Source organism: Cellulomonas sp. APG4 (genome assembly GCF_009996735.1).
In the GTDB taxonomy this organism is placed as follows: domain Bacteria; phylum Actinomycetota; class Actinomycetes; order Actinomycetales; family Cellulomonadaceae; genus Actinotalea.
This window is the reverse complement of the sequence record NZ_JAACYI010000008.1, coordinates 86,199-109,463: the sequence shown is the minus strand read 5'-3', so window position 1 is coordinate 109,463 and position 23,265 is coordinate 86,199. Positions and strand designations below refer to the sequence as shown.

The following is a 23,265-nucleotide window of genomic DNA, read 5'->3' as shown; positions in this document are numbered from 1 at the left end:
ACCGGGGTGGGGCCGCGGACTGTGGCGAACCTCTCAGTCGGTGACGACCTCACCCTGCCATGCCGCGATCCCGCCCTCGAGGTGCGCCACGTCCTGGACGCCCGCGTCGAGCATCACGGCGACCGCCTGGGCCGACCGGTTGCCCGAGCGGCAGTACACGGCGTAGGTGCCCGTCGGATCGAGCGCGGCGACCGCCTCGGGGAAGCCCGGGTCCGACACGTCGAGGTTGACGGCGTCGGGAAGGTGCCCGCTCGCGAACTCCTCGGGCGTGCGCACGTCGAGCACCACGACGTCGGGCTCGCCGACGAGCGACGCGAAGGCGTCACCGTCGAGCGTCGCGCCGAGCCCGGTGCCGACCGCCTCGGCGGGCGGCCCGTCGGGGGACGTGGGGCCGCAGCCGACCAGGGCGGCGGTGGCCACGACGAGGCCGACGAGGGGGCGGAGGATGCGTGGCGTCATGGGAAGACCATACCCCACGGGGTATTGACCGGACATGGCCGAGCGTCCGGAGCGCTCAGATGAACAGGAGCTGGGCACCCTCGGTGAGCTCGATGAAGTCGCTCGCCGAGATGATGCCCTCGACCTCCTCGTAGAGGTCGGCCTCGGTGAGCTTGTTCATGTCCGCGCTGAGCCTGCAGGCCCACAGGTGGCCGCCCGCCGCCACGATCTGCTCCAGGAAGTCGCGCACCGGTGGGATGTCGAGCTCGGCGAGCGAGCGGCGCATCTGGCGTGTGGCCATCGTCGTCATGCCGGGCAGCGGGGTCAGGCCCATCGGCATGTGCGTCGCGGTGTTGCCGACCGGGGTGAACTTCAGGTCGTCCATCCGGGACCGCGTGATCATGTCGAAGCCCCAGAAGGTGAAGAACAGGTGCGTCTCGACGCCCTCGCCCAGGGCCGCGTTCCCGAGGATGAGACCCGGGTAGGCCATGTCGAGGTTGCCCTTGGAGCAGATGATCGCGAGCTTGCGGCCCTCGGTGGCGTCGTCGTCGAACGACGGACGGATCTCGGGGACGGTCATGGCAGCTTCCTCTCGGAGGGCCGGGTGCGCGGTGTCGCGACTTCGGCGAGTGTCGGGGGCGGCAGTACGCGTCAGACGCAGCCCTTGGGCTTGGGGAGACCTGCCACGTAGGCCATCTTCTTGGCGGGCTTCTTGGGGAACAGCGCGAACTGCTCCTTGGTCGGTACGCCGCCCACGGTCTGCACGCGACGCGTGGTCGCCGTCTCGCCCTGCTCCGCGAAGTCGGCGCGCAGGAACCGCAGCAGCTCCCAGTGGCGGTCGGTGAGCTCGATGCCGATCGCCGCGGCGAGAGCCGCGGCGAGGGACTCGTCCCACTCGGCGGGGTCGGTCATGAAGCCCTCGGCGTCGACGTGGACCTCACGTCCGTCGATCGTGGTCACGGGCATGGCGTACTCCTTGTCTCGTGCGGTCAGTCCATCCCGGCCGGGACGACGGGGCCGGTGGTCGTGCCGGGCGTCGGCGCCTCGGGGCGCTGCTTGCCCACCATCGACATGTGGGCGCTCACGGGCAGGCGCCGGCCGGGGAGCAGCGCGTGCCAGTACAGGTGCCGGAACGCGAGCTTGCCCCAGTGGTTCACGCGGCTCTCCCGCAGCAGTCGGAACGGTCCGACGCGGGGGAGGGGGTACGTGCCGGGCAGGGGCTCGACGTCGTAGCTGAAGTCGATGAGCAGGCCCTTGCCGTGCCCCGACTCGATGAAGCAGTTCGCGTGCCCGTCGAAGCCGTGCGTCATGGGGCGGCCTGCGACGTGCGCGAGGAAGTTCGGCACGAACGACTCGACCGCGAAGTGTGCGACCGAGCCCGCCTTCGACGCCGGTGCGTCGCTGGCGTCGCCGATCGCGAAGATCGTGTCGTACGCGGTCGAGAGCAGCGTGTGCTTGTCGACCGGGACGTAGTTGAGCTCGTCGCCCAGGCCCGAGCGCGCCACGAAGTCGGCGCCCATGTTGACCGGGATCGTCACGAGCAGGTCGAAGCCCAGCTCGCGCCCGTCGAACGCGCTGAGCGTCCCTGCCTCGGCGTCCACCTGCTCGACGACGAAGTCGGGCTCGACGTGCACGCCGCGGTCCTCGAGCATCGAGCCGAGCGCCGCGGAGGCCACGGGCTTGGTGAACGCGCCCGGCAGCGGCGTCGCGTAGGTGATCTCGACCTTGTCGCGGATCTGCCGGTCGGTGAAGAACGCGTCGGCGAGGAACGCGAACTCGAGCGGCGCGACCGGGCACTTGATCGGCATCTCGGTCACGTGGACCACCAGTCGTCCGCCCGGCCAGTCGGCCAGGCGTGCCGCGAGGGCCATGGCCCCGTGGTAGGTGAAGAACTCGTGCACCGTGTCGCCCAGCCCCTCGCGCATCCCCGGCGTCTCGTCGGGACGCGGGGAGGTGCCCGTCGCGATGACGAGGTAGTCGTAGGCGAGCGTGCGGCCGTCCTCGAGGTGGACCACGCGGGCGTCGGGGTCGACGCGGTCGACGGCGGCCCGGACGAGCTCGACGCCCGAGGTGAGGGTCGGCCGGACCGGGCGGACGACGTCACGTGCGCGCAGGCTGCCGAAGGGGAGGAAGAGGAAGCCGGGCTGGTAGAAGTGCTCGGCCGACGGCTCGACCACCGTCACGCTCCACTCGTCGCGCGCCAGGCGCGGCCGGAGCTTGTTGACCACCATCGTGCCGGCGGTCCCGGCACCCAGGACGACGAGTCGGCGCATCTTCGACACCTCGCGTGCTCGGGGGCCGCCCGGTGGCGGCCGTGCACCCGTCACTCCCGACGCTATGTCGCACCGTCGGGGCAGCCCAGGGACCTTCGTCGCATACCCTGCGGGGTATCAGACGGGGGTGGTCCGGAGGCTTCCGCATGCGGTGGGCCGACGGCGGTGCGACTGTGGTCCGATGAGCGAGCAGACACCCTCCGAGCGCCCCTACGACCCGGCCGAGGACCCCGATGCCGACCCGGAGAACCTCACGCCTCGCACGGGCGAGGAGGCCCAGGGCGAACCGGCCGACGGTGACCCGGACGCCGACCCGGACATGCTGAATCCTCGCGCCGACCGCTGAGACGTCGCCGCGTCGGCGCCGGGGCCCTCATCGGGCGAGCCGGTCGACCACTGCGCCGTAGAGCCAGGGCACGCGCCGGGCGACGGGCACCACGGCGGGTCGCAGCGGCGACGTCGCCCATGTGACGAGGCCGGCGGTCAGCAGGCGGTAGTCGCGTGTGACGCGGCGCCACTCCCGCTCGTACGCGGACGCGTCCTCGAGCGTCGCGATCGCTGCGTGCGCCTGGGCGAGCCCCACCCGCAGCCCCTCACCCGTGAGCGCGTCGACGTACCCGCTCGCGTCACCCACCAGCCGTACCGCGCCGCACGTGCGCCGAGCGGTACGACGCAGCAGCGGCCCGGCGCCGCGCAGCGTCCCGACGACCGGCGCGCCCTCGAGGCGCCCGGCGAGCTCGGGGGCGAGGGCGACCTGGTCGGCCAGGTCCGTTCCCGTGGGACCGAGCGCGGCCACCCCCACCAGCTCCGGGCCCACGGGCGTGACGTAGAGCTCGGCGTGCGGGGTCCAGTGCACCTCGACGAGGTCGGTCCAGGGCGCCACCGCGTGGTGACGGCGCACGCCGTACCGTCGCGCACCGCCGCGGCTCGCGGCGACGTCGAGGCCCAGCAGCCGGGAGACCGTCGAGTGCAGACCGTCGCACGCGAGCACGTGCCGCGCCCGGATCCCGTCGACCACGGCGCCGTCGGGCTCGAGCGTGAGGGTCCGCACGCGCTGCTCGCGGTGCGCGACCCCGAGCTCGTCGGCCCGCGCACGCAGGGCCGCGTGGAGCGTGGTGCGTCGCACGCCCCGGCCGGGGGAGCGGAAGCGGTGGTCCACGTGCGCACCGTCGCGTCGGTAGCTGATCCCGGCCAGGGCGTGCCCCTCCGGGTCGACGCCGAGGCGGAGCAGGGCTGCCAGCGTCCCTGGCATGAGGCCCTCGCCGCACGCCTTGTCCACCGGACCGCTGCGCGGTTCGAGCACGACCACCTCGTGCCCCGCGAGCCGCGCCTCGATCGCGGCGGCGAGGCCGACCGGCCCACCGCCCACCACCAGGACCTCGGCGTCAGGCGGCGGCACGGGCGGCCTCGAGCGCGCGCGCCTCGGCGGGGATGCGGAAGCCGAGCAGCAGCACCGCGTTGAGCACGGTGAACGCCACCGCCGTGACCCACGCACCGTGCACCAGCGGCAGCGCGACGCCCTCGACGACGACGGCGACGTAGTTGGGGTGCCGCATCCACCGGTACGGCCCGCGGGCCACGAGCGGGAGGTCCGGGACCACGATCACGCGGGTGTTCCAGCGCGGGCCCAGGGTCGCGATGCACCACCAACGGAGCGCCTGGCTCGCGACGACGAGCGCGAGGGCCGGCCACCCGACCCACGGCGTGAACGGTCGATCGGCGACGAGCACCTCGACCACGCAGGCGACCAGCAGCCCCGTGTGCAGGGCGACCATGGGCGGGAAGTGGCCACGGCCGCTCTCGACCCCGCCGCGCGCGAAGGACCACCGGGCGTTGCGGGTCGAGACCACCAGCTCCGCCAGGCGCTCGAGCGCCGTCGCGGCGACCACGGCCAGGTACACCGTCAGCATGCGGATCCTCCCTCGTCGGACCAGCGCAGCAGCACGAGGTCGGTGCTCACGCCCGGCCCGAACGCCATGAGCACCCCCGGGGAACCGGGCGGGTGCTCCTGCTCGAGCGCCCGCGCGAGGCCGTGCAGCACCGAGGCGGACGAGAGGTTGCCCGTCGCCGCGAGCAGCTCACGTGCGCCGGCGAGCTCGGCGGCGTCGAGGTCGAGGGCCTCCTGGACGGCGTCGAGGATCCGTGGGCCGCCGGTGTGCACCACCCAGCCCGTCACGTCTGGGGGCTTGAGGTCGTGGCGGTCGAGGAGGCGTTCGACGGGGCCGCGCAGCCCTCGTCGCACGACGTCGGGCAGGCCTGCCCCCAGCACGATCCGGAAGCCGGAGGCCCCGATGTCCCAGCCCAGGTCGCCCGCGGTGCCGGGCTCGAGGTGGCTCGCGGCCGCGACCGTCCGTGGTGCGGGACGCCCGGCACCGTCCCCGGCAGGTACGGCGTCACCCGTCATCACCACCGCAGCCGCCCCGTCGCCGAACAGCCCCGTCGCCACCAGGTTGGCCGCCGAGTCGTCGTCGCGCTGGAGCGTCAACGAGCACAGCTCGACCGACACGAGCAGGGCGACCTGCTCGGGGTGGCCCACGAGGTGGTCGTGGAGCCGGCCCAGCCCGGCCGCGCCGCCCGCGCACCCGAGCCCGAAGGTCGGGATCCGCACGACGTCGGGTCGCAGCCCCAGCTCGGTCACGAGCGTCGCGTCGAGCGAGGGTGCGCCGATCCCGGTGACCGAGGTGAGCAGCAGCAGGTCGACGTCCTGCGGGCGCAGGCGCGCGTCGTCGAGGGCACGCCGCACGGCCGTTCCCGCGAGGCGAGCGCCCACCTGGTGGAACGTGCGGTTCGTCTCGTCGAACCCACCGAGGTGCGGGTAGGCGTCGAGCGGCAGCGCGAGATGGCGTGTCGTCACCCCGGTGGCCGCGTGCAGGCGGGCCATCGCGCGGGCGCGCGCCGGCGTCCCGGTGAGCAGGGGGGCCAGGACGTCGGCGATCTCGGACTGGCGGTAGGTGTGCGGGGGCAGGACCGGGGCGACGGCGACCACACGGGGCATCTCGGCATCGTGTCACGTCGCGTGCGCCACGTCGCGAGGGCTAGCGTCCGGTGGGGAGGTGGTCGGCCGGGATGGGTGCCACGGACGCGGGGACGACGAGCAGCGGCGACGGCCGGGCCGCAGGCGCGCGCGCCGGTGCGCGCCTGCGGGCCGGGGCGACAGGCGGACTCGTGGCGCTCGCGGCGCTCGCCCGCGCGAGTCACGCGGGACCCACGGCGATGGTCACGGCGATGTCGGCCGCCGTCCTCGTCGCCGCGTCGGCGCCCGCCGTCACGGTCGTCGTCGCGACCGCCGCCGTGCTCACCGGTCAGCTGTCCGTCGGCTGGTCCAACGACTGGGTCGACGCGCGCCGGGACCACGCCGCGGGGCGCGTCGACAAGCCCGTCGTCGTCGGAGCGCTCGAGGTCGGCACCCTGCGAACCGCGGCACTCGGCGCGCTCAGCGTGTGCGTGCTCGCCTCCGTCGCGACGGGACTGCTCCCGGGCCTCGTGCACGTCGCCGCGGTCGCCTCGGCCTGGGCGTACAACCTCGGGCTCAAGGCGACCGCGTGGTCGTGGGCCCCGTACGCGGTCTCGTTCGCCCTGCTGCCGCTCTTCCTCGTGCTGACGCTCCCGGGCGCCCCGCTCGCGCCCGCGTGGCTCGTCGCCGGGGGAGGGCTCCTGGGTGTGGGCGCCCACGTCGCCAACGTGCTCCCGGACCTCGACGACGACGCGCGCACGGGTGTCGACGGCGCGGTGCACAGGCTCGTGCGCCGTCGCGGCCGGGCGGCGGCGCTGCTGCTCGCCCCCGCCGTGCTGCTGGCCGCCGTGGTCGTGATGGTCACGGGCCCGCTGATCGCCGGCGGCGCGGTGACGCCTGCGCCGGCGGCCCTGGTCGTGGGCGGCCTCGCGGCCGTGACCGCCGTCGTCGCGGGGGCCCTGGGCCTCGTGGCGCCGCGCAGCCGGCACCCGTTCACGCTGTCGATGGTCGTCGCCGCGCTGTGCGTGGTGCTGGTGGTCGACGCGGGCAGGTCGGTCGCCGGTGCCTGAGCGACGTCGGGAGCACGTGCCTCGGATCATCGCCCACCGGGGTGCGCACGGCCCCGCGCCCGAGCACAGCCGCGCGGCCTACGTGCAGGCCCTGGCCGACGGCGCCGACGGGCTCGAGTGCGACGTGCGTCTCACGGCCGACGACGTCGCCGTGTGCTGGCACGACGCGACCCTGGACCGCACGACGACCGAGCAGGGCCCGCTCGCGGAGCGCACCTACGCCGGCCTGCGTGAGGTCCTGCTGAAGCCTGCGGGCACCCGGCGGGCGGACGCCGGCGGCACGCACCGGGTGCTCAGGCTCGCGGAGCTCGTCGAGCTCGCGGCAGGAGCCGCCCGGACGGTCGAGCTCGCGGTCGAGGTCAAGCACCCCGACCCGCGTGGCAGGCCCACCGAGGACGCCGCGCTCGAGGTGCTGACCGCGGCGGGGTGGGAGGCGACCACGGGTGCCGTGGGAGCGGCACGTGTCTCGCTGATGGCGTTCGACCCGGACGCGCTCGAGCGCCTCGCAGGGCAGGGCGTGTCGAGGCGCGACCTCGTGCTCCTGGTGGACGCCGGAGACCCGGTCGCGCTGACGCGTCTGACGGCGCGGCCGGACGACGACGCGACGCGGGCCGCCCGGTCCGTCGCCCGTGCGCTCGCCCTGGTCGACGACGGCGCGTTCGGTGGGGTGGGGCCCAGCGTGGCCTTCGTGCGTGGGCACCCCGAGCGGGTCGAGCGGTGGGTGCGTGCAGGACGCGCGCTGCGTGTGTGGACGGTGGCGGGCGCGAACGACCTCGACGTGTGCCTCCGGGCGGGCGCCGAGGCCGTGATCACCGACCAGCCGGCGGCGCTGCGTCGGATCCTGGGTCGCGCGCCAGGTCGAGGCGGCGGCTGAGCCAGGTCACCACGGCGTCGAGATACGCCTCGCGCGCGGGGGTCTGCGACAGGGCGAGGTCGTGCAGGCCGCCCTCGATGCGCTCGACCGTGACGTCGGGACCGATGCGTGCCGCGCGGGCGACGATCTGCTCGACGTCGAGCACCGTGTCCTGCTGGTGACGCGACGGGTTGGTGTCGTCGTCGGGCCCGCTGCTGGCGGAGACGCAGACGAGCACGGGCACACGCACGTCGAGGCCGCGCGCGAGTCGCGCCTGGCCGCGGCGCACCGCGCGGAGCCAGCCGGCGAGCACGGGAACACCCTCGGGACGCTTGAGCTCGACGTCGAAGTCCCACGGGCCGCCGGCATCGCGGTGCAGCGTGCGCGCGTACGACGGCCCGTGGCTGAGCCTGCGGCGCGGGTCGAGCGGACCCACGAGGTCGAGCACGCGCGTCGACACCACCCGACTGAACCACGGGGCGGCGAGGTCGAACCACGGGCTGTTGAGCACGAGCGCGTCGACGGCGTCCGTGCGCCGCAGCGCGTGCGCCCACAGCGTCGCGACGAGCCCGCCGGTCGAGTGCGCCATCACGACGAGCCGGCGGTGACCGGCCGCGCGCACGTGCCGGGCGGCGGCCGTGAGCTCCTCGGCGTACTCCGTGAGGTCGTCCGTCCACCCCGGCGTCTGCCACGGCCGCAGCGACCGCCCGTAGCGGCGCAGGTCCACGGCGTAGAAGGCGTAGCCCTCACGCGCGAGCCGCTCCCCGACGTGCGCCTGGAAGAAGTAGTCGTTGTAGCCGTGGACGTAGAGGACCACCGGCCGTGGATCGGCAGCGTCCCCTGCCGGGAGCCCGTGGGTGCAGCGCACCAGCGTCGCGACGAGCGGGCCCTCGTCGTCGGCGCCCAGGTCGAGCGTGGTCTGCTCCCAGCCCGCGCCGAGGCCGTCCGGCCGCCACCTCATCGGTCGAGGCTCGTCCGCGTGGCGGTCGAGGCGTGGTCGGGGACGCGCACCCGCAGCAGCAGCACGAGGCCCAGCCCCACCACGAGCATGATGCCCAGGACCCCCCAGTACTGGGCCCCGCCCAGGGCGATGAGGGTCGAGAAGGCGAACGGGGCGAGGAAGCTGGCCGCGCGCCCCGTGGTCGCGTAGAGACCGAACATCTCGCTCTCGCGGCCGAGCGGGCTCACGCGCGCCAGGAGCGAGCGGCTCGCCGACTGGGCCGGCCCGACGAAGACGGTGAGCAGCAGGCCGAAGACCCAGAAGGCCGTGCGGCCGGCGTCGTGCAGCACGAACACCGCCGAGCCCGCGACGAGGAGCCCCACCAGGGAGGCGATGATGATCCGCTTGGGCCCGAGCCTGTCGTCGAGGTGCCCCCCGACGAACGTCGAGACGCCGGCCACGACGTTGGCGGCGATCGCGAAGACGACGACCTCGCTCGCGCTGAAGCCGAACGTGCCCGAGGCGATGACCGCGCCGAACGTGAAGACGCCCGCCAGCCCGTCGCGGTAGACGGCCGCGGCGATCATGAAGGTCAGGGTCGAGCGGCGGTCGCGCCACAGGGTCACGACGTCGGTCACGAGCCTGCGGTACGCGCCGAGGAACCCGAGCCGCTGCCGCGTCGGGCTGGGCGGGACCTCGGGCACGCTGAGCATGACCGGGATCGCGAACACCGCGAACCAGACGGCCGAGAGCAGCACCGACACCCGGATGTCGAGGCCGTCCTCGCCCGTGACGCCGAACCAGCCGACGTCGGGGTTGATGAAGCCCACGAACAGCACGAGCAGCAGGACGATCCCGCCGATGTACCCCGCGCCCCAGCCGATCCCGCTGACCTGGCCTCGGTTCCGTGGCGTCGAGACCTGGGTGAGCATCGCGTTGTAGTTGACGCCGGCGAGCTCGAAGAACACGTTGGCGAACGCCAGCAGCGCGATCCCGAGGAGCAGGTTCTCGGTGAGCGAACCGGGGGCGGGACGCACCAGGAACATCGCGGCGCAGATGGCCACGGTCACGCCCGTGTGGACGCCGAGCCAGAGCTTGCGGCGGCCCGTGTCGTCCGAGCGCGCGCCGGCCACGGGCGCCAGGAGTGCGATCACGAGGCCTGCGGCCGCGAGCCCCCAGCCCAGCCACGTCGAGTGGACGGCGACCGCCGCGTCGTAGGCGGCCGTCGCGGGACCGCCGTCCGGCTCTGCGGCGGCTGCCGCCACGACGTCGGGCTCGATGAACGCCTCGCTCGTCAGCCACCGGGTGAAGACGAAGGTCGTGATGACCGCGTTGAACGCGGCCGACCCCCAGTCCCACAGGGCCCACGAGACGACGCGTCGGCGCGGGACGGGGGCAGCGGCGGCTCGGCTCGGAGCGTCGGCGATCACACGCGGATCCTAGGGGTGGGCCCGCAACCGCAGGTGGCCGCTCCGCGAACGGCGCGTGACGCGCGGGCTCACCCGGTGACGGTGACGCCCACCGTGTGCCATCCGGTCGCGCCGTCGGGCACCACGGGCGCCACCTCGCCGGTCTGCGTGACCCCCGAGGCGTCGACCGCTCGGACCCGCAGCTCGTGGCTCCCGGGGCGCGCGTCGCGCCACGTCCACGACCACTGCCGCCAGGTGTCGAGCCCCACCTGCGCGGCGAGCTCGGCGGGCTCCCACGGTCCGCCGTCGACGCTGAGCTCGACCGCCTCGATGCCGGTGTGCTGGGCCCATGCGGTGCCGCCGACGGCGACGTCGCCCGCCGGGAGCGCCGCGCCGTCGGCTGGCACCTCGATGCGCGAGGAGGTCTTGACCGGCCCGCGCTCCGACCAGCCGCGCACCGTCCAGTACGCCTGCTGGTCGGCGAAGCGGGTCACCTCGAGCTCGGCGAGCCACTTGGTCGCTGAGACGAACCCGTAGAGGCCCGGCACCACCATGCGCACGGGGAAGCCGTGCGCGAGCGGCAGGGGCTCGCCGTTCATCCCGACGGCGAGCAGGGCGTCGCGGTCGTCGAGCAGCACCTCGAGCGGTGTCGAGGCCGTGAAGCCGTCGACGCTGCGCGAGAGCACCATGTCGGCGCCGGGGAGTGGCCCGGCCCGGCCCAGCACCTCACGAATCGGCAGGCCCAACCAGGTGGCGTTGCCGACGAGGTCGCCGCCCACGGGGTTGGACACACACGCGAGGGTGACGTGGGCCTCGACCAGCGGCGAGGCGAGCAGCTCGTCGAACCCGATCTCGACCTCGCGGTCGACGAGGCCGTGCACGCGCAGCCGCCAGGTCTGCGGGTCGACGCGCGGCACGGTCAGCGCGGTGTCGATGCGGTAGAACTCCCCGTTGGGCGTCACGAAGGGCACGACTCCCGGCACGGGCGACTGCGCCGCGGCGGGGACCGCGCGAGCCTGCGTCCGCGCACGCGGCAGGCGGACGAGGTCACGCGCAGCCGTCGCGGCGCGGCCGAGGCCCTCGACGGCGACGCCCGCGGCGGCGGTGAGCACGCCTGCGGCGGCGACCACCGCTGCGAGGCCCAGGAACGCACGCCTGTCGGGGCCCGGGCCGGGGTGGCGGGTGGGTGCGGGGGCGGCACGCAGCACGAGGCCGCGGAGCGCGCCCGCCCCGGCGAGGGCACCCACCGCAGCCGGGAGCACCGAGGCCGCGGACGCGTCGGGGCGCAGCGCGGCAGCTGCCGCGCCCAGCGCGCCGAGGGCGAGCACGAGACCGGTCGCGAGTCCCGCGCGCCGTCGCGCCACCAGGCCGATCGCGGCGGCGACGGCGGCGATCACCAGGCCCGTGACGACGAAGAGGGCGGTCTTGTCGTGCACGCCGAACGCGGCGATCGCCGCGTCCTTGAGCCACGCAGGCGACGCGTCGACGACCATGCCGCCCACCGCGACGAGCGGCGAGGAGCCAGGTGCGGCGATCGCCGCGACCAGGTGGGCCGTGCCGAGCGTGAGGCCGGCGGCGAGGACGCCCGCGAGGGCGAGGGCGCCGCGCGCGTCCGACGACGCGTCCGCGGGGCCCTCCGGCGGGTGGGCCCGGACCTGCGGTGGTTCGGTGGTCATGTGCCAGCCTCTCCCGCGACCCTCGGATGTGTCACCCCTCGGGGCGAGCGCCGCGTACGCCGAGCGTGTCGGTGGTCGAAGGCAGGGTGGGGCCATGGACGGTGGGCACGCCTTCGTCGCACCGGGACCGCACCCGTGGGGCGGCTCCTGGGGCTACGACCGCGTGCTCGAGTGCTTCTGGGCCGAGGTGGCGTTCCCGGATGAGCGCGGTGTCGTACGGGTCGGTGTCGAGCACCTCGTGCCTACGCTCGCCGGGCTCGCGCGCGTGCTCGCCGCGCACGTGGGCGTGCCGGGTGACGAGGTGTTCGTCGCGCTCACCCACGTGCACGGAGACGTCGCTCGACGCGCGGGGACCGGGTGCGCGGCCTAGCCTCGAGTGACCCGACCGAAGGAGGCGCCATGGGTGTCGACGACAAGGCCCGCAACGCGGGCGAGGAGTGGCAGGGCAAGGCCAAGGAGGCGCTCGGCGACGCGACCGACGACCGCGACCTCGAGGCCGAGGGCCAGAAGGACCAGACCTCGGCGAACCTCAAGCAGGCGGGGGAGAAGGTCAAGGACGCCTTCCGCTGACGTGCACATCAGCCGGGCCGGATCCGCTCGTCGGGTCCGGCCCGTTCTGCGTCCGGGCCTTGCTCCGAGCGACGGTCCAGCCCTCGGACGGGGTGCGGGCCCGGCTCAGTGCGCCGGCGCGGGCGCGGCGGCGGCGGGCTCTCGCCACGAGTGCTCGCCGACCCGTCGCACCGCGTGCGTGGGTGCGATCTCGCGTTCGAGGACACGCTGCCAGTGCGGACGTGCCGCGAGCATCCGCCGGTGTAGCTCGGCGTCGACGTCGCGGTACTCGAGCGCGAGGCGCTGCTCCTTGCTGGGGGAGCAGAAGCGGACGGTGAGGACGCGGGTCACGGGGTCGTGGGTGCACGAGCAGACGAAGAGCACCTCTCCACTGTGCGCGGTCCGGACGCCGCAGACGTAGGACCTCTGGCACGCCGGGAGTCCATGGAACAATACCCCCAGGGGTATGGTTCCCCAGGTGACCCGAGGAGGAGACATGACACGGACCACCATCGTCCCCATCGAGACCCCGTCGCTGGGGGATCGCAGCTACCTGGTGCACGACGGCGAGGTCGCCGTCGTCGTCGACCCGCAGCGCGACATCGATCGCGTGCTCGAGCTGGCCGCCGCCGAGGGCGTGCGGATCACGCACGTCGTCGAGACGCACATCCACAACGACTACGTGACGGGCGGCCTCGCCCTCGCCCGTGCGGTGGGCGCCGCGTACGTCGTGGGGGCCGACGACGACGTCGCGTACGAGCGCGTCCCGGTGAGGGACGGTGACGTGATCGCGACGGGGTCCCTGCGGCTGCGCGCGATGCACACCCCGGGCCACACCTTCACCCACCTGTCCTACGTGCTCGAGGGTGACGAGCCCGCGGTGTTCTCGGGCGGGTCGCTCCTGTTCGGCTCGACGGGTCGCCCCGACCTGCTGGGCGGCGACCACACCCACGAGCTCGCGCACCACCAGTACGCCTCCGCGCGCCGACTCGCGGCCGAGCTCCCCGACGAGACCCGGGTGATGCCGACCCACGGCTTCGGCAGCTTCTGCTCCGCGACCGCGACCACCGACGGCGCGACGTCCTCGACGATCGGGGACGAGCGCCGGGCGAACCCCGCCCTCACGAAGGACGAGCAGGACTACGTCGACGAGATCGTGGCAGGGCTCGACGCCTACCCGGCGTACTACGTGCACATGGGCCCGGCGAACGCCGCGGGACCCGACGCGCCCGACCTGAGCCCGCCGGCTCCCGCCGACGCCGGCGAGCTCGCGCGACGGCTCGCGGACGGCGAGTGGCTCGTGGACCTGCGCACGCGCACCGCCTTCGCCGCGGGCCACGTCCCCGGGACGTTCAACTTCGGGACGGACGGCCAGTTCTCGACGTACCTCGGCTGGCTGATCCCGTGGGGCACACCGGTGACGCTCCTGGGCGAGACCGCGGAGCAGGTGGCGCAGGCCCAGCGCGAGCTCGTCCGGATCGGTATCGACCGCCCCGCCGCGGCCGCCACCGGCGGACCGGAGGACTGGACGGACGGCCCGCTCGCGCAGGTGCACCGGGCGACCTTCGCCGACCTCGCCCAGGTGCGGCACCACCGCCCCGTGACGGTGCTCGACGTCCGTCGCGCGAGCGAGTGGACGGCGCGTCACCTCGAGGGCGCCGTCCACGTGCCGCTCCATGAGCTTCTGGTGCGGGCCGACGAGGTGCCCGCCGGGGAGCTCTGGGTGCACTGCGCGAGCGGGTACCGCGCGTCCATCGCGGCCTCGCTGCTCCTCGCCCGCGGCCACCGGGTCGTGCACGTCGACGACGTGTTCGACGAGCACGCCGGCGACGCCGGCGTGCCACTCGTCGGAGCTGTCGCCTGAACGCGGCCGACCTCGCGCTGGCCCTGCCGCTCGGGCTGCTCATCGGGCTGAGCATCGGGGCGCTGGGCGGCGGCGGCTCGATCCTCGCGGTCCCGGCGTTCGTCCACCTCTTCGGGCAGGACGCGTTGACCGCCACCACCGGATCGCTCGTGGTGGTGGGCGTGACGGCCCTCGTCGGGGCCGTCCCGCACCAGCGGGCGGGGCGCGTCCGGGTCGTCCGGGGGCTCACCTTCGGCGCGCTCGGGTCGGGCGGCGCCGTCGCTGGGTCGTGGTTGTCGGCCGGGGTGCCCGACGCCGTGCTGCTCGCGGGGTTCGCCGCGCTCATGCTCGTCGTCGCCGGGCTGATGACAGCGCGTCGACGGCGTGCGGCGCGCGACGTTGCAGGCGCCGCACGCGGCACGACGGCGGACGCGGGTACCCGTAGCGGGCGGCACGTCGTGCTCCTGGTCGCGACGGCCACCGGGGTCGGGCTCCTGACCGGCTTCTTCGGCGTCGGCGGCGGCTTCGCGGTGGTCCCCGCGCTGGTCCTCGCGCTCGGGCTGCCGATGCGCGTCGCGGTGGGCACCTCTCTCGTCGTCATCGCCGTCAACAGCGCGGTCGCGCTCTCCGCGCGGCTCGCGGGTGCGGGCGACCTCGACTGGGGGCTGCTCGGTGCCTTCACCGTCGCCGCGGTGGGCGGGAGTCTGCTGGGCAGCCGCGTCGTCGGCCGCGTGAGCCCTGCGAGGCTGAACCTGGGCTTCACGGTGCTGCTGGTCGCGGTCGCCCTCTCCATGGCCGTGCGCAGCGTCCTGGACCTGCTCGGCTGAGCACCGATCTGCCGTGCCGGCGGTGAGCCCGTATCGTCGTGGCGCATGGACGACTGCTCGCCGACCACGGCTGACCCCACGCGTCGAGGGGGTGCACGTCCCCGGTGAGCCCCGAGTGGTTCCTCCTCCTGCTCGCGCTCGGCCTCGTCGTGGCCAATGCCGTGTTCGTCGCCGCCGAGTTCGCGCTCGTCACGGTCGACCGTCCGACGATCGCGCGGCTCGCGGCCGACGGCGACCGCCGTGCCGCCTCGGTCCGCACGGCCCTCGACCGGCTCTCGACGCAGCTCTCGGGCGCCCAGCTCGGCATCACCGTGACGAGCCTCGTGGTGGGCTTCATCGCCGAGCCGTCGGTCGCGACGCTGCTGCGCGGGCCTCTCGGTTCCTGGGGGCTGCCCGAGGAGACAGCGGCCGCGACCGCCCTCACGGTGGCCTTCCTGCTCGCGACCGCCACCCAGATGGTCTTCGGCGAGCTGGTGCCGAAGAACTGGGCCATCTCGGAGCCGGTGCGCGTCGGGCGTGCCGTCGCGGGCGCCCAGCGGGCCTTCACCTGGGCTGCCGGCCCGCTGCTCACGGTGCTCAACGGCAGCGCGAACCGCATCGTGCGTGCCCTCGGGATGGAGCCCGCCGAGGAGCTCGCCTCGGCCCGTTCGGCCCAGGAGCTCGGCTCGCTCGCCGCCCGCTCGGCCGAGCACGGCCTGCTCGACGCCCAGACCGCCGACCGGCTCGCGCACTCGGTCGCGCTCGGTGAGCGCACAGCCTCCGACGCGATGACGCCGCGGCCGCGCGTGCGGTTCCTCGAGCACGACGCACCGGTGGGTGACGTCCTCGCGCTCGCGGCGCGCACCGGCCACGCACGGTTCCCCGTGCTCGGCGACGACGTGGACGACCTGCGCGGCGTCGTGCACTTCAAGGACGCCCTCGCCGTGCCCGCGCCCGAGCGTTCGACCCGCACGATCGGTGAGGTGCTGCGCGACCTCCCCGCCGTGCCCTCGACGATGCCCCTGGACGCGACCCTGGCCGTGCTGCGGCAGGGGCTGCAGATGGCCGTGGTGGTCGACGAGTACGGCGGCACGGACGGCATCCTCACCCTCGAGGACCTGGTCGAGGAGCTGGTCGGGGAGATCGAGGACGAGCAGGACCGACCGCTGAGCGCGCACCGCCGCGTCGGTGAGCACCGGTGGTCGCTCTCGGGCCTCCTGCGGCCCGACGAGGCGGGCGAGGCGACGGGCCTCGAGCTGCCCGAGGCGCGCGAGTCCGACACCCTCGGTGGCCTCGTGACCGAGCGCCTGGAGCGCTTCGCCGAGCTCGGCGACGAGGTGGTGCTCGAGGGACGGGACACGACGCGGCGCGATCCGGACGGCTTGAGCCGACCGGTGCTCGTCCGCCTGACCGTGACCCGCCTCGACGGCTGGCGCGTCGACCGTCTGCTGCTCGCGGTCGAGGACACCGAGGAGGACGACCGTGGCTGATCTCACCGCGCTCCTCGTGGCGGTCGCGCTCCTGGCCGGCAACGCCTTCTTCGTCGGCGCCGAGTTCGCGCTCATCGCCGCACGGCGCACGCAGATCGAGCCACGCGCCGCGACCGGTTCGCGCGCCGCCCGGCTCACGCTGCGTGCGATGGAACGCGTCTCGCTGATGATGGCCGGCGCGCAGCTCGGGATCACGATGTGCTCGCTGGGGCTCGGTGCCATCGCGGAGCCCGCCGTCGCCCACCTGCTCGAGGTCCCGCTCGCCGCCGTGGGGATCGAGGGTGCGTTGCTGCACACCATCGCCTTCGCCATCGCCCTGACCATCGTCGTCTTCCTGCACATGGTGCTGGGCGAGATGGTGCCCAAGAACATCGCGATCGCGGGGCCCGAGCGCTCCGCACTCGCCCTGGGGCCCCTGCTCTACGGCATCGTGCTCGTGCTGCGTCCGCTCATCGTCGCCCTGAACTGGTGCGCGAACGTGGTGCTCCGGATGCTGCGCGTCGAGCCCAAGGACGAGGTCGCGTCGGCGTTCACAGCCGACGAGGTCGCGGCGTTCATCGCCGAGTCGCGTCAGGAGGGGCTGCTCGACGAGGACGAGCACGAGCTGCTCACCTCGGCGTTGAGCATCGGCCTCGAGAAGGTCTCGGCGGTCACGGTCCCGCGCGACGAGCTCGTGGTGCTGCCGGTGGACGTGACCGCCGAGCAGGCGGAGGCGGAGTGCGTGCGCACGGGCTTCTCGCGCTTCCCGCTGAGCAGTCCCGGCGGCGAGCTCGTGGGCTACCTGCACCTCAAGGACGTCCTCGGGCTCGACGAGGACGAGCGTGTGCGCCCCGTGCCCGCGCGGGTGGTGCGGCCGCTCGCGACGATCGCGGCGGGTGCGACGCTCGAGGACGCCCTGGCGGCGATGCAGGCCCGTGGCTCGCACGTGGCTCTCGTCACGCGTCGAGGCAGCGTGCTCGGTGCCGCGATGCTCGAGGACGTCGTCGAGCACCTCGTGGGCGAGGTGGCCGACGCCGCGCAGGACGCCGGCGCCTGAGCCTCGAGGTGCGTGCCGCGCGCACCAGCGTGACGCTGGGCAGATGCCTCGCCGAAGGAGCGCCCGGATCATGTCATCGTCCACGGCACGGCCACGCAGGTTGCCGCGCACCTCGACCGCCGAGACGGCCCGGGTGGTCACCGGGGTGCTCGTTCCCCTCATCGCCCGCGGCCTGATCCTCCGTCGCCCTCGCATCACGGGCCTGCTGGAGGCCGTCGACGTGGATCGGCGGGCCGTCGCGACCCTCGAGGCCGTGCGCCGCCGCCACGGCGCGGGGCCGGTGCGGCTCCGCCTACCCGGTCGCCGGATCGTGCTCGTCCTCGACGGTTCGGATGCCCGCCGCGTGCTGGACGGGACGCCCGAGCCCTTCACACCGGCCACGCATGAGAAGCGTGCAGCCCTCGACCAGTTCGAACCGCACGGTGTCCTGATCTCACAGGGCGGCGACCGCCCCGCCCGACGACGGCTCAACGAGGCCGCCCTCGAGACGGGCAACCCCGTGCACGGGCACGCCGAGCTCATGACCGCAGCCGTCGCCGCGTGCGCCGCCGAGCTCGTCACCGCAGCGCGTGCAGACGACGGTGTGCTGACCTGGGACACCTTCGCGGACGCGTGGTGGCGGCTCGTCCGGACCGTGGTGCTCGGAGGGTCCGCCCGTGACGACCGCCGGGTCACGGACGATCTGGCCGTGCTGCGGCGGGCTGCCAACTGGGGCTTCCTGCCGCGTCGACGGCGGACGCGGGCACGGTTCCTCGCGCGGCTCGACCGTCACCTCGACAGCGCGGAGCCCGGGAGCCTTTCGGCCGCTCTCGCGGCACAGGTCCAGGGGGAGATCGGCACCTCGCGGGCGGACGCCGTGGAGCAGGTGCCGCAGTGGCTCTTCGCCTTCGACGCCGCCGGCATGGCGACGATGCGGGCCCTGGCGTTGCTGGCGGCCCACCCGGGCGCAGCGGAGGAGCTACGGGTCGAGGCCGCCTCGCGTGGATGCGGGCCCGCGGCGGCGTTCGCGCGCGCGTGCGTCCAGGAGTCCCTTCGCCTGTGGCCGACGACGCCCGCCGTGCTGCGCGAGTCGACCCGGCGTACGGCGTGGCGCGCGGGCCCGGTGCCGGAGGGCTCGCTGTTCGTGATCCACGCGCCGCTGCTGCACCGCGGCGGGGGCCACCAGGACGCGGACCGGTTCGCGCCGCACGCCTGGCTCGACGGCGCGGGCCCCGGGCCTGGTCCGAACGTCCCGTTCAGCGCCGGGCCGGCGCGCTGTGCGGGGGAGGACGTCGTCCTGCTGCTGACGAGCGCGCTCCTGGCGCGCCTGCTCGACCAGGTCGACCTCACCCCGGCCGGACCGCGCACGCTCGCCGCCGACCGGCCGCTCCCGGGAACGCTGAGCCCGTTCGGTCTGCGCGTGCGGTTCGCTCAGCGTTCGTCCTCGGCGACGTAGTGGATCGTCTGAGCCACGATGCGCCCGTCGTGCACGTGGAACGAGTCGACCCCGCTGCGCACGCTGACGTGCCGCGCCGTGCCTGACCAGCGGAGCAGGGCGTACGGGCCTTCGACCACGAGCTCCTCGTAGGTGTACCGGCCGTCGCCCAGGTAGTGGTCGAGCACGTCGGCGAGGCGACGGACAGCGTCCTTGCCGCGACCTGAGCCCTCGCCCCACGAGAGCAGGACGACCTCGTCGGCGTAGTTGTGCTCGAGATCGGCCTCCAGGTCGCCGGCCCGGCGCAGGTCGAGGTGCGACTCGAGCGTCTCCCGGGTTGACCGCATGCTCCCACTCTCCGCGGCGACCGGGCCCGTCGCACGCGGAGCGGGCTACGCTGAAGGCGGACAAGGTTGTCCGCTCGGACGAGGAGTGTCATGACGCGTTCGCTGGAGCACGGAGGCCACGGCGTGGCGCGCAGTCGCACGGCCCTCGTCCGCGCCGCGCGGGAGGTCTTCGCCGAGCGCGGGCTGCATGCGCCGCTCTCCGCGGTCGCACGCCGAGCCGGCGTCGGGCAGGGCAGCCTGTACCGCCACTTCCCCGAGCGGGGCGCGCTCGTCCTCGCCGCCTTCACCGAGAACGTCGAACGGCTCGAGTCCCTCGCGGCCGAGCCCGGCGCGACGCTCGAGAACGTCCTCGCCGAGGCGCTCGAGCTGGCGGAGCGGTCGAGCGCCTTCATGGACGCCGTGGCGGCCGACGACCCGGCGATGGCCGAGCTCGGTGCGCGCGTGCGGGCCCTGCTCGCCGGGCTCGTGCCCGCCGGTCACCGCGACGGCACCCTCGCTCCTGACGTGGACGCCGACGACGTCCTGCTCGGGCTCCTCATGCTCTCGAGTGCGCTCGGCAGCCTCCCGGCGGCCGAGCGCCCGGGCTCGGCCGCACGGGCGCGGGCGCTCGTGCGGCGCGCCTGGACCGCCCGTCCGGACAAGGGAAGGAGCACGCCGTGAAGGTCGCGCAGAAGGTCCTCGTCGTCACCGGCGGAGGGAACGGGATCGGCAGGGAGGTGGTGCTCGCCCTGCTGGCGCGCGGTGCGCGGGTCGCTGCCGTCGACCTCAGCGAGCCCGGCCTCGAGGCCACGCGGGAGCGCGCGGAGGCGGACGAGCGCCTGAGCACCCATGTCGTCGACGTGACGCAGCGCGCGCAGGTCGAGGCCCTGCGCGAGGAGGTGCTCGCGCGCCACGGCCAGGTGGACGGGGTCGTCAACGTCGCGGGCATCATCCAGCGTTTCGTCCGCGTCGCCGATCTGGACGTCGCCGAGATGCGGAAGGTGTTCGAGGTCAACCTCTGGGGCACGGTGCACGTGACCACGACCTTCCTGCCCGATCTCCTCACGCGGCCGACGGCGTGCGTCGTCAACGTCTCGAGCATGGGCGCCCTCGCGCCCGTGCCGGGCCAGTCGGCCTACGGCGCGAGCAAGGCGGCCGTCACGCTGTTCACCGAAGGGCTCTACGCCGAGCTGATCGACACAACGGTCGACGTGACGGTGGTCTTCCCGGGCGGGGTCAGCACCGACATCGCGAAGAACTCTGGGGCGGACCTGACGCGCACGGCGACGGAGCCGGGCGCCGCCTCCATGGCGATGACCACGCCGGCCGATGCCGCGCGTCAGCTGGTGGACGGGCTCGAGCGTGCCGCGTTCCGCGTCGTCATCGGCAAGGACGCGCGCGGCCTCGACCGGCTCTCGCGCCTCTCGCCGCGTCGGGCGACCGAGCTGATCGCGCGGCGTATGCGCACCCTGCTGGGCTGAACGGTCACGGTCCGTGCTGCCCGCGCAGGCCGGTCAGCGCGTGACGAGGCGGAGGAACTCCCCGACGGCGACGCCCGACTCGAGTGGGTGCCGGAACGGGCGGTCCTCGTGCACCGTGTAGACGTTGCGGCGCCCTACGCGCTCACGCTGGACGTAGCCCGCGTCCTCGAGGTCACGCACGATCGCCTGCACGGCCCGCTCGGTGATGCCCACGCGCTCCGCGATCTCCCGCAGGCGCATGTGTCGGTCGAGGGCGAGGCACACCAGCACGTGCCCGTGGTTGGACACGAAGGTCCAGTCCGGGGCAGCGCCTGCTGGCTCGGCCGTCATGGCACCAGGGTAGGTGCGGTGCGCATGGGCGCCGTCGTCCACCGTCGCTGATTGACAAAGCACGAAGCACGCTTCGCCCTTTATCTCGAGACGAAGGGGAGTACCCCACGACGGCGCGTCGTCAGTCCGGCCGCGGAGCGGCCCGGTGCGCCGGGCCGCCGGGCCGGGGGAGACCTTCAGTCGGTCCTACCGACGGAGGTCGCTCGTGGATGTCCCTGTCTGGCTGTGGTTCGCGTCCCTCGGCGTGATCCTGCTCATGCTCGCCGTCGACCTCGTGGCGCACCGCCACGCTCACGTCATCGAGGTGCGCGAGGCCGCGCTCTGGTCGGCCGTCTGGGTCGCGATCGGCGTCGGCTTCGGCCTCGTCGTGTGGCAGGTGTACGGCGCGGCACTCGGGCAGCAGTACTTCGCGGGCTACCTGATCGAGAAGTCGCTCGCGGTCGACAACGTCTTCGTCTGGGCGATCATCTTCGCCTACTTCGCCGTCCCCCGGGAGCTCCAGCACCGCGTCCTGTTCCTCGGCGTGCTGGGGGCCCTGGTGTTCCGAGGTGCGTTCATCGCCCTGGGCGCGGTGCTGATCGAGAACTTCCGGTGGATCCTCTACCTCTTCGCGGTCTTCCTGCTCGTGACCGGCTACCGGATGCTCCGGCAGCGCGACGAGCACCTCGACCCCGAGGCCTCGCGCACGCTACGGCTCTTCCGCCGCCACGTCCCCATGACCGACGCCTTCCACGGCCAGCGGTTGCTCGTGCGGACCGGGGGTGCCGTGCTGGCGACACCGCTCCTCGCGGTCCTGGTGCTGATCGAGGTGACCGACGTCGTGTTCGCCGTCGACTCGATCCCCGCGATCTTCGCCGTCACCGACGAGCCCTTCCTCGTGTTCACGGCCAATGCCTTCGCACTCCTCGGGCTACGGGCGATGTACTTCCTGCTCGCCGACCTGATGCACCGGTTCGTCTACCTCAAGGTCGGTCTGGCCGTCGTGCTGATCTGGGTGGGCCTCAAGATGCTCCTCAAGATCGACGTGCTCTACGTCCCGACGACCCTCTCGCTGGCCGTGGTGGCGACGATCCTCGGCACGTCCGTCGTCGCGAGCCTCCTGGCGACGCGCGGCCAGGGCCGCCGCCCGGCGCCGGCGCCTGCACGCCCGCCCTTCCGGTACGCCACGGACGAGGAGCTCGCGGCGGCCGAGCCGCTCCTGCGCCGTCGGTCGCTCGGCGGACGCCCGGCCCCTCGCCCCGACGACGCGCACGACCCGGCGACCGCACACGTCGCCCACGCACGGCCCGTCCACGAGAAGGAGGAGAACCGATGACCCTGCTGCAGGAAGCCCCTCGCACCGCGCCCGTGGCGGCGGTGATCACCGACGCGCTCGTCGCCGTCGAGGTGGCCCGCCATGCGGCGAGCTGGGCCGGCGCGGGCGGACCGCTGCTCCTCCTGGTGCCGACGCCCCGGCTCGGGCCCACTCTCCGCCGTGCCACGCTCGAGCGTGGCCGACGGCGCCGCGACCAGGAGACCTCGGCCGTCGTCGCGCGTGTGACCCCCACGCTCGCTGGTCACGACGGGGAGATCCGCTGGCGTGCCGTGCCGTACCGACCGACCGGAGCGCACCCCGCCGCTGCGCTCGCGACGGCCGTCCTGCGGTCCGCGAGCCAGGCGGGCGCGCGTGCCCTCGTCGCGCCCGACCCGGTCGCGGCGCGCCTTCCCGCCCGCGCGGGGCTGGTCGTCGTCGGCGTGCGGTCCCGCGATCGGTGGGCGCGTCGCGGGCAACCGGACCGTGCGGCGCAGTGGCCCGCCCGTGGTGCTCCGGGCGCCGGCTGGGCAGGGCTCGAGGCGTGGGCCCTCGACGTGCGCGACGGCCATGTCCCGGACTGAGCCGCAGCAGGGTGTCACACCGAGGCGCCCCGTGGTTCCTGCGCCCCGCGCCCCGGACGCTCACGCACGTCGGGCCGGCACGCCGGGGTCCGGCCGCCGACGGCTCGTGGTGTGGGTGTTCATGCGCGTCTCGGGAGCGGTGCTGCTGTTCCTCGTGCTCGCTCACCTCACGGTCAACCTCGTCGTCGGCGACGGCATCAACGCCATCGACTTCGCACTCGTCGCCGGGCGGTGGTCGAACCCGTTCTGGCAGCTGTGGAGCCTCGTCATGCTGTGGCTCGCGATGCTCCACGGGGCGCACGGTCTCGTGACGATCATCGACGACTACGCCGAGTCGGCGCGTGCCAGGCTCGTGCTCAAGGTGCTGGTCACGGCCGCCACCGTGGTCACGGTGGCGCTCGGCACGCTGGTGATCTACACGTTCGACCCGTGCCCGGTGGGGGCGGATCCCGCCCTCCTGCCGTCGTTCTGCACGGGCTGACGCACGCAGCCCGGCGTATGCA

Annotated in this window: 28 protein-coding genes; 15 read left to right on the top strand and 13 right to left on the bottom strand. The window is 74.2% G+C overall.

Features of this window, described 5'->3' with window-relative positions; all coding sequences use genetic code 11:
* Positions 1–33: 33 nt before the first annotated feature.
* The 4 genes from GXB85_RS08285 to GXB85_RS08270 all read right to left on the bottom strand — a co-directional run bounded on the left by GXB85_RS08285 (position 34) and on the right by GXB85_RS08270 (position 2,711).
* A complete protein-coding gene (locus GXB85_RS08285) occupies positions 34–459 on the bottom strand; it encodes a rhodanese-like domain-containing protein (RefSeq protein ID WP_161917170.1) in 426 nt (141 codons plus the stop codon).
* Between the two features lie 55 nt (positions 460–514).
* On the bottom strand, positions 515–1,018 hold the full coding sequence (locus GXB85_RS08280) for a DsrE/DsrF/DrsH-like family protein (protein WP_161917169.1): 504 nt from the start codon (positions 1,016–1,018) through the stop codon (positions 515–517).
* A 71-nt stretch (positions 1,019–1,089) separates the two neighbouring features.
* A complete protein-coding gene (locus tag GXB85_RS08275; RefSeq protein WP_161917168.1) occupies positions 1,090–1,404 on the bottom strand; it encodes a TusE/DsrC/DsvC family sulfur relay protein in 315 nt (104 codons plus the stop codon).
* 23 nt (positions 1,405–1,427) lie between these two features.
* Positions 1,428–2,711 (bottom strand): NAD(P)/FAD-dependent oxidoreductase, encoded by a 1,284-nt coding sequence (locus GXB85_RS08270; RefSeq protein WP_161917167.1) that lies wholly within the window; start codon positions 2,709–2,711, stop codon positions 1,428–1,430.
* A gap of 181 nt (positions 2,712–2,892) precedes the next feature.
* On the opposite strand from GXB85_RS08270, the gene GXB85_RS17820 reads away from it, so the two are divergent.
* A complete protein-coding gene (locus GXB85_RS17820; RefSeq protein ID WP_202627718.1) occupies positions 2,893–3,057 on the top strand; it encodes a hypothetical protein in 165 nt (54 codons plus the stop codon).
* Positions 3,058–3,084: 27 nt separating this feature from the next.
* Here GXB85_RS17820 and GXB85_RS08265 read toward each other — a convergent pair whose 3' ends face one another.
* Genes GXB85_RS08265 through GXB85_RS08255 form a run of 3 tightly spaced genes read right to left on the bottom strand, consistent with a single transcriptional unit; the run spans position 3,085 to position 5,706 of the window.
* The gene (locus GXB85_RS08265; RefSeq protein WP_161917166.1) at positions 3,085–4,110 is read right to left on the bottom strand and encodes an FAD-dependent monooxygenase; all 1,026 of its coding nucleotides are present in this window, start codon (positions 4,108–4,110) and stop codon (positions 3,085–3,087) included.
* On the bottom strand, positions 4,097–4,621 hold the full coding sequence (locus GXB85_RS08260; protein ID WP_161917165.1) for an isoprenylcysteine carboxyl methyltransferase family protein: 525 nt from the start codon (positions 4,619–4,621) through the stop codon (positions 4,097–4,099). The genes GXB85_RS08265 and GXB85_RS08260 overlap by 14 nt, the downstream gene beginning before the upstream one ends.
* On the bottom strand, positions 4,615–5,706 hold the full coding sequence (locus GXB85_RS08255) for a type III polyketide synthase (RefSeq protein WP_161917164.1): 1,092 nt from the start codon (positions 5,704–5,706) through the stop codon (positions 4,615–4,617). The genes GXB85_RS08260 and GXB85_RS08255 overlap by 7 nt, the downstream gene beginning before the upstream one ends.
* 71 nt (positions 5,707–5,777) lie before the next feature.
* On the opposite strand from GXB85_RS08255, the gene GXB85_RS08250 reads away from it, so the two are divergent.
* Together GXB85_RS08250 and GXB85_RS08245 are read left to right on the top strand one after the other, a co-directional pair.
* Complete coding sequence (locus GXB85_RS08250) at positions 5,778–6,734, top strand: UbiA family prenyltransferase (protein WP_161917163.1); 957 nt, start codon at positions 5,778–5,780, stop codon at positions 6,732–6,734.
* Entirely contained in the window at positions 6,727–7,608 is an 882-nt protein-coding gene (locus tag GXB85_RS08245; protein ID WP_161917162.1) for a glycerophosphodiester phosphodiesterase family protein, read from the top strand. The genes GXB85_RS08250 and GXB85_RS08245 overlap by 8 nt, the downstream gene beginning before the upstream one ends.
* On the opposite strand, the gene GXB85_RS08240 is transcribed toward GXB85_RS08245, so the two are convergent.
* The 3 genes from GXB85_RS08240 to GXB85_RS08230 form a co-directional block, all read right to left on the bottom strand.
* Complete coding sequence (locus tag GXB85_RS08240; RefSeq protein WP_161917161.1) at positions 7,544–8,548, bottom strand: alpha/beta hydrolase; 1,005 nt, start codon at positions 8,546–8,548, stop codon at positions 7,544–7,546. The two genes, GXB85_RS08245 and GXB85_RS08240, sit on opposite strands and share 65 nt — an antisense overlap.
* Positions 8,545–9,957 carry an MFS transporter gene (locus GXB85_RS08235; RefSeq protein ID WP_161917160.1) on the bottom strand — a complete coding sequence of 471 codons (1,413 nt, stop codon included), beginning with the start codon at positions 9,955–9,957 and terminating at the stop codon, positions 8,545–8,547. The genes GXB85_RS08240 and GXB85_RS08235 overlap by 4 nt, the downstream gene beginning before the upstream one ends.
* Positions 9,958–10,025: 68 nt before the next feature.
* On the bottom strand, positions 10,026–11,612 hold the full coding sequence (locus tag GXB85_RS08230; protein ID WP_161917159.1) for a molybdopterin-dependent oxidoreductase: 1,587 nt from the start codon (positions 11,610–11,612) through the stop codon (positions 10,026–10,028).
* Positions 11,613–11,706: 94 nt separating this feature from the next.
* On the opposite strand from GXB85_RS08230, the gene GXB85_RS08225 reads away from it, so the two are divergent.
* Together GXB85_RS08225 and GXB85_RS08220 are read left to right on the top strand one after the other, a co-directional pair.
* On the top strand, positions 11,707–11,982 hold the full coding sequence (locus tag GXB85_RS08225) for a hypothetical protein (RefSeq protein WP_161917158.1): 276 nt from the start codon (positions 11,707–11,709) through the stop codon (positions 11,980–11,982).
* A gap of 29 nt (positions 11,983–12,011) precedes the next feature.
* Positions 12,012–12,182: a CsbD family protein gene (locus tag GXB85_RS08220; RefSeq protein WP_161917157.1), complete on the top strand. Its 171-nt coding sequence runs from the start codon at positions 12,012–12,014 to the stop codon at positions 12,180–12,182.
* Between the two features lie 105 nt (positions 12,183–12,287).
* Here the strand turns inward: GXB85_RS08220 and GXB85_RS08215 are convergent, their stop codons facing one another.
* Positions 12,288–12,512: a hypothetical protein gene (locus GXB85_RS08215; RefSeq protein ID WP_161917156.1), complete on the bottom strand. Its 225-nt coding sequence runs from the start codon at positions 12,510–12,512 to the stop codon at positions 12,288–12,290.
* A 145-nt stretch (positions 12,513–12,657) separates the two neighbouring features.
* On the opposite strand from GXB85_RS08215, the gene GXB85_RS08210 reads away from it, so the two are divergent.
* From GXB85_RS08210 to GXB85_RS08190, 5 genes are all read left to right on the top strand, one after another.
* Positions 12,658–14,025 (top strand): rhodanese-like domain-containing protein, encoded by a 1,368-nt coding sequence (locus GXB85_RS08210; RefSeq protein ID WP_161917155.1) that lies wholly within the window; start codon positions 12,658–12,660, stop codon positions 14,023–14,025.
* Positions 14,022–14,831 (top strand): sulfite exporter TauE/SafE family protein, encoded by an 810-nt coding sequence (locus GXB85_RS08205; RefSeq protein ID WP_161917198.1) that lies wholly within the window; start codon positions 14,022–14,024, stop codon positions 14,829–14,831. Before GXB85_RS08210 ends, GXB85_RS08205 begins: the two co-directional genes overlap by 4 nt.
* Before the next feature lie 104 nt (positions 14,832–14,935).
* Positions 14,936–16,300, top strand: coding sequence for a hemolysin family protein (locus GXB85_RS08200; protein ID WP_161917154.1), 1,365 nt, complete (start codon positions 14,936–14,938; stop codon positions 16,298–16,300).
* Positions 16,293–17,336, top strand: coding sequence for a hemolysin family protein (locus tag GXB85_RS08195; RefSeq protein ID WP_161917153.1), 1,044 nt, complete (start codon positions 16,293–16,295; stop codon positions 17,334–17,336). The genes GXB85_RS08200 and GXB85_RS08195 overlap by 8 nt, the downstream gene beginning before the upstream one ends.
* Positions 17,337–17,406: 70 nt before the next feature.
* The gene (locus tag GXB85_RS08190) at positions 17,407–18,771 is read left to right on the top strand and encodes a cytochrome P450 (protein ID WP_161917152.1); all 1,365 of its coding nucleotides are present in this window, start codon (positions 17,407–17,409) and stop codon (positions 18,769–18,771) included.
* Here the strand turns inward: GXB85_RS08190 and GXB85_RS08185 are convergent.
* Positions 18,747–19,097, bottom strand: coding sequence for a nuclear transport factor 2 family protein (locus GXB85_RS08185; RefSeq protein ID WP_161917151.1), 351 nt, complete (start codon positions 19,095–19,097; stop codon positions 18,747–18,749). The genes GXB85_RS08190 and GXB85_RS08185 overlap by 25 nt on opposite strands.
* A 90-nt stretch (positions 19,098–19,187) precedes the next feature.
* Between GXB85_RS08185 and GXB85_RS08180 the strand changes: the two genes are divergently transcribed.
* A complete protein-coding gene (locus GXB85_RS08180) occupies positions 19,188–19,757 on the top strand; it encodes a TetR/AcrR family transcriptional regulator (protein WP_161917150.1) in 570 nt (189 codons plus the stop codon).
* Positions 19,754–20,557, top strand: a complete 804-nt coding sequence (locus tag GXB85_RS08175) for an SDR family oxidoreductase (protein ID WP_161917149.1) — start codon at positions 19,754–19,756, stop codon at positions 20,555–20,557. Before GXB85_RS08180 ends, GXB85_RS08175 begins: the two co-directional genes overlap by 4 nt.
* Positions 20,558–20,590: 33 nt before the next feature.
* On the opposite strand, the gene GXB85_RS08170 is transcribed toward GXB85_RS08175, so the two are convergent.
* Positions 20,591–20,887 (bottom strand): winged helix-turn-helix domain-containing protein, encoded by a 297-nt coding sequence (locus tag GXB85_RS08170; protein WP_161917148.1) that lies wholly within the window; start codon positions 20,885–20,887, stop codon positions 20,591–20,593.
* Positions 20,888–21,092: 205 nt separating this feature from the next.
* Between GXB85_RS08170 and GXB85_RS08165 the strand changes: the two genes are divergently transcribed.
* Genes GXB85_RS08165 through GXB85_RS08155 form a run of 3 tightly spaced genes read left to right on the top strand, consistent with a single transcriptional unit; the run spans position 21,093 to position 23,243 of the window.
* The gene (locus GXB85_RS08165) at positions 21,093–22,202 is read left to right on the top strand and encodes a TerC family protein (RefSeq protein WP_161917147.1); all 1,110 of its coding nucleotides are present in this window, start codon (positions 21,093–21,095) and stop codon (positions 22,200–22,202) included.
* Positions 22,199–22,762 carry a hypothetical protein gene (locus tag GXB85_RS08160; RefSeq protein WP_161917146.1) on the top strand — a complete coding sequence of 188 codons (564 nt, stop codon included), beginning with the start codon at positions 22,199–22,201 and terminating at the stop codon, positions 22,760–22,762. The genes GXB85_RS08165 and GXB85_RS08160 overlap by 4 nt, the downstream gene beginning before the upstream one ends.
* Positions 22,749–23,243 carry a succinate dehydrogenase hydrophobic membrane anchor subunit gene (locus tag GXB85_RS08155; RefSeq protein ID WP_161917145.1) on the top strand — a complete coding sequence of 165 codons (495 nt, stop codon included), beginning with the start codon at positions 22,749–22,751 and terminating at the stop codon, positions 23,241–23,243. Before GXB85_RS08160 ends, GXB85_RS08155 begins: the two co-directional genes overlap by 14 nt.
* The last annotated feature ends 22 nt before the right edge of the window (positions 23,244–23,265 follow it).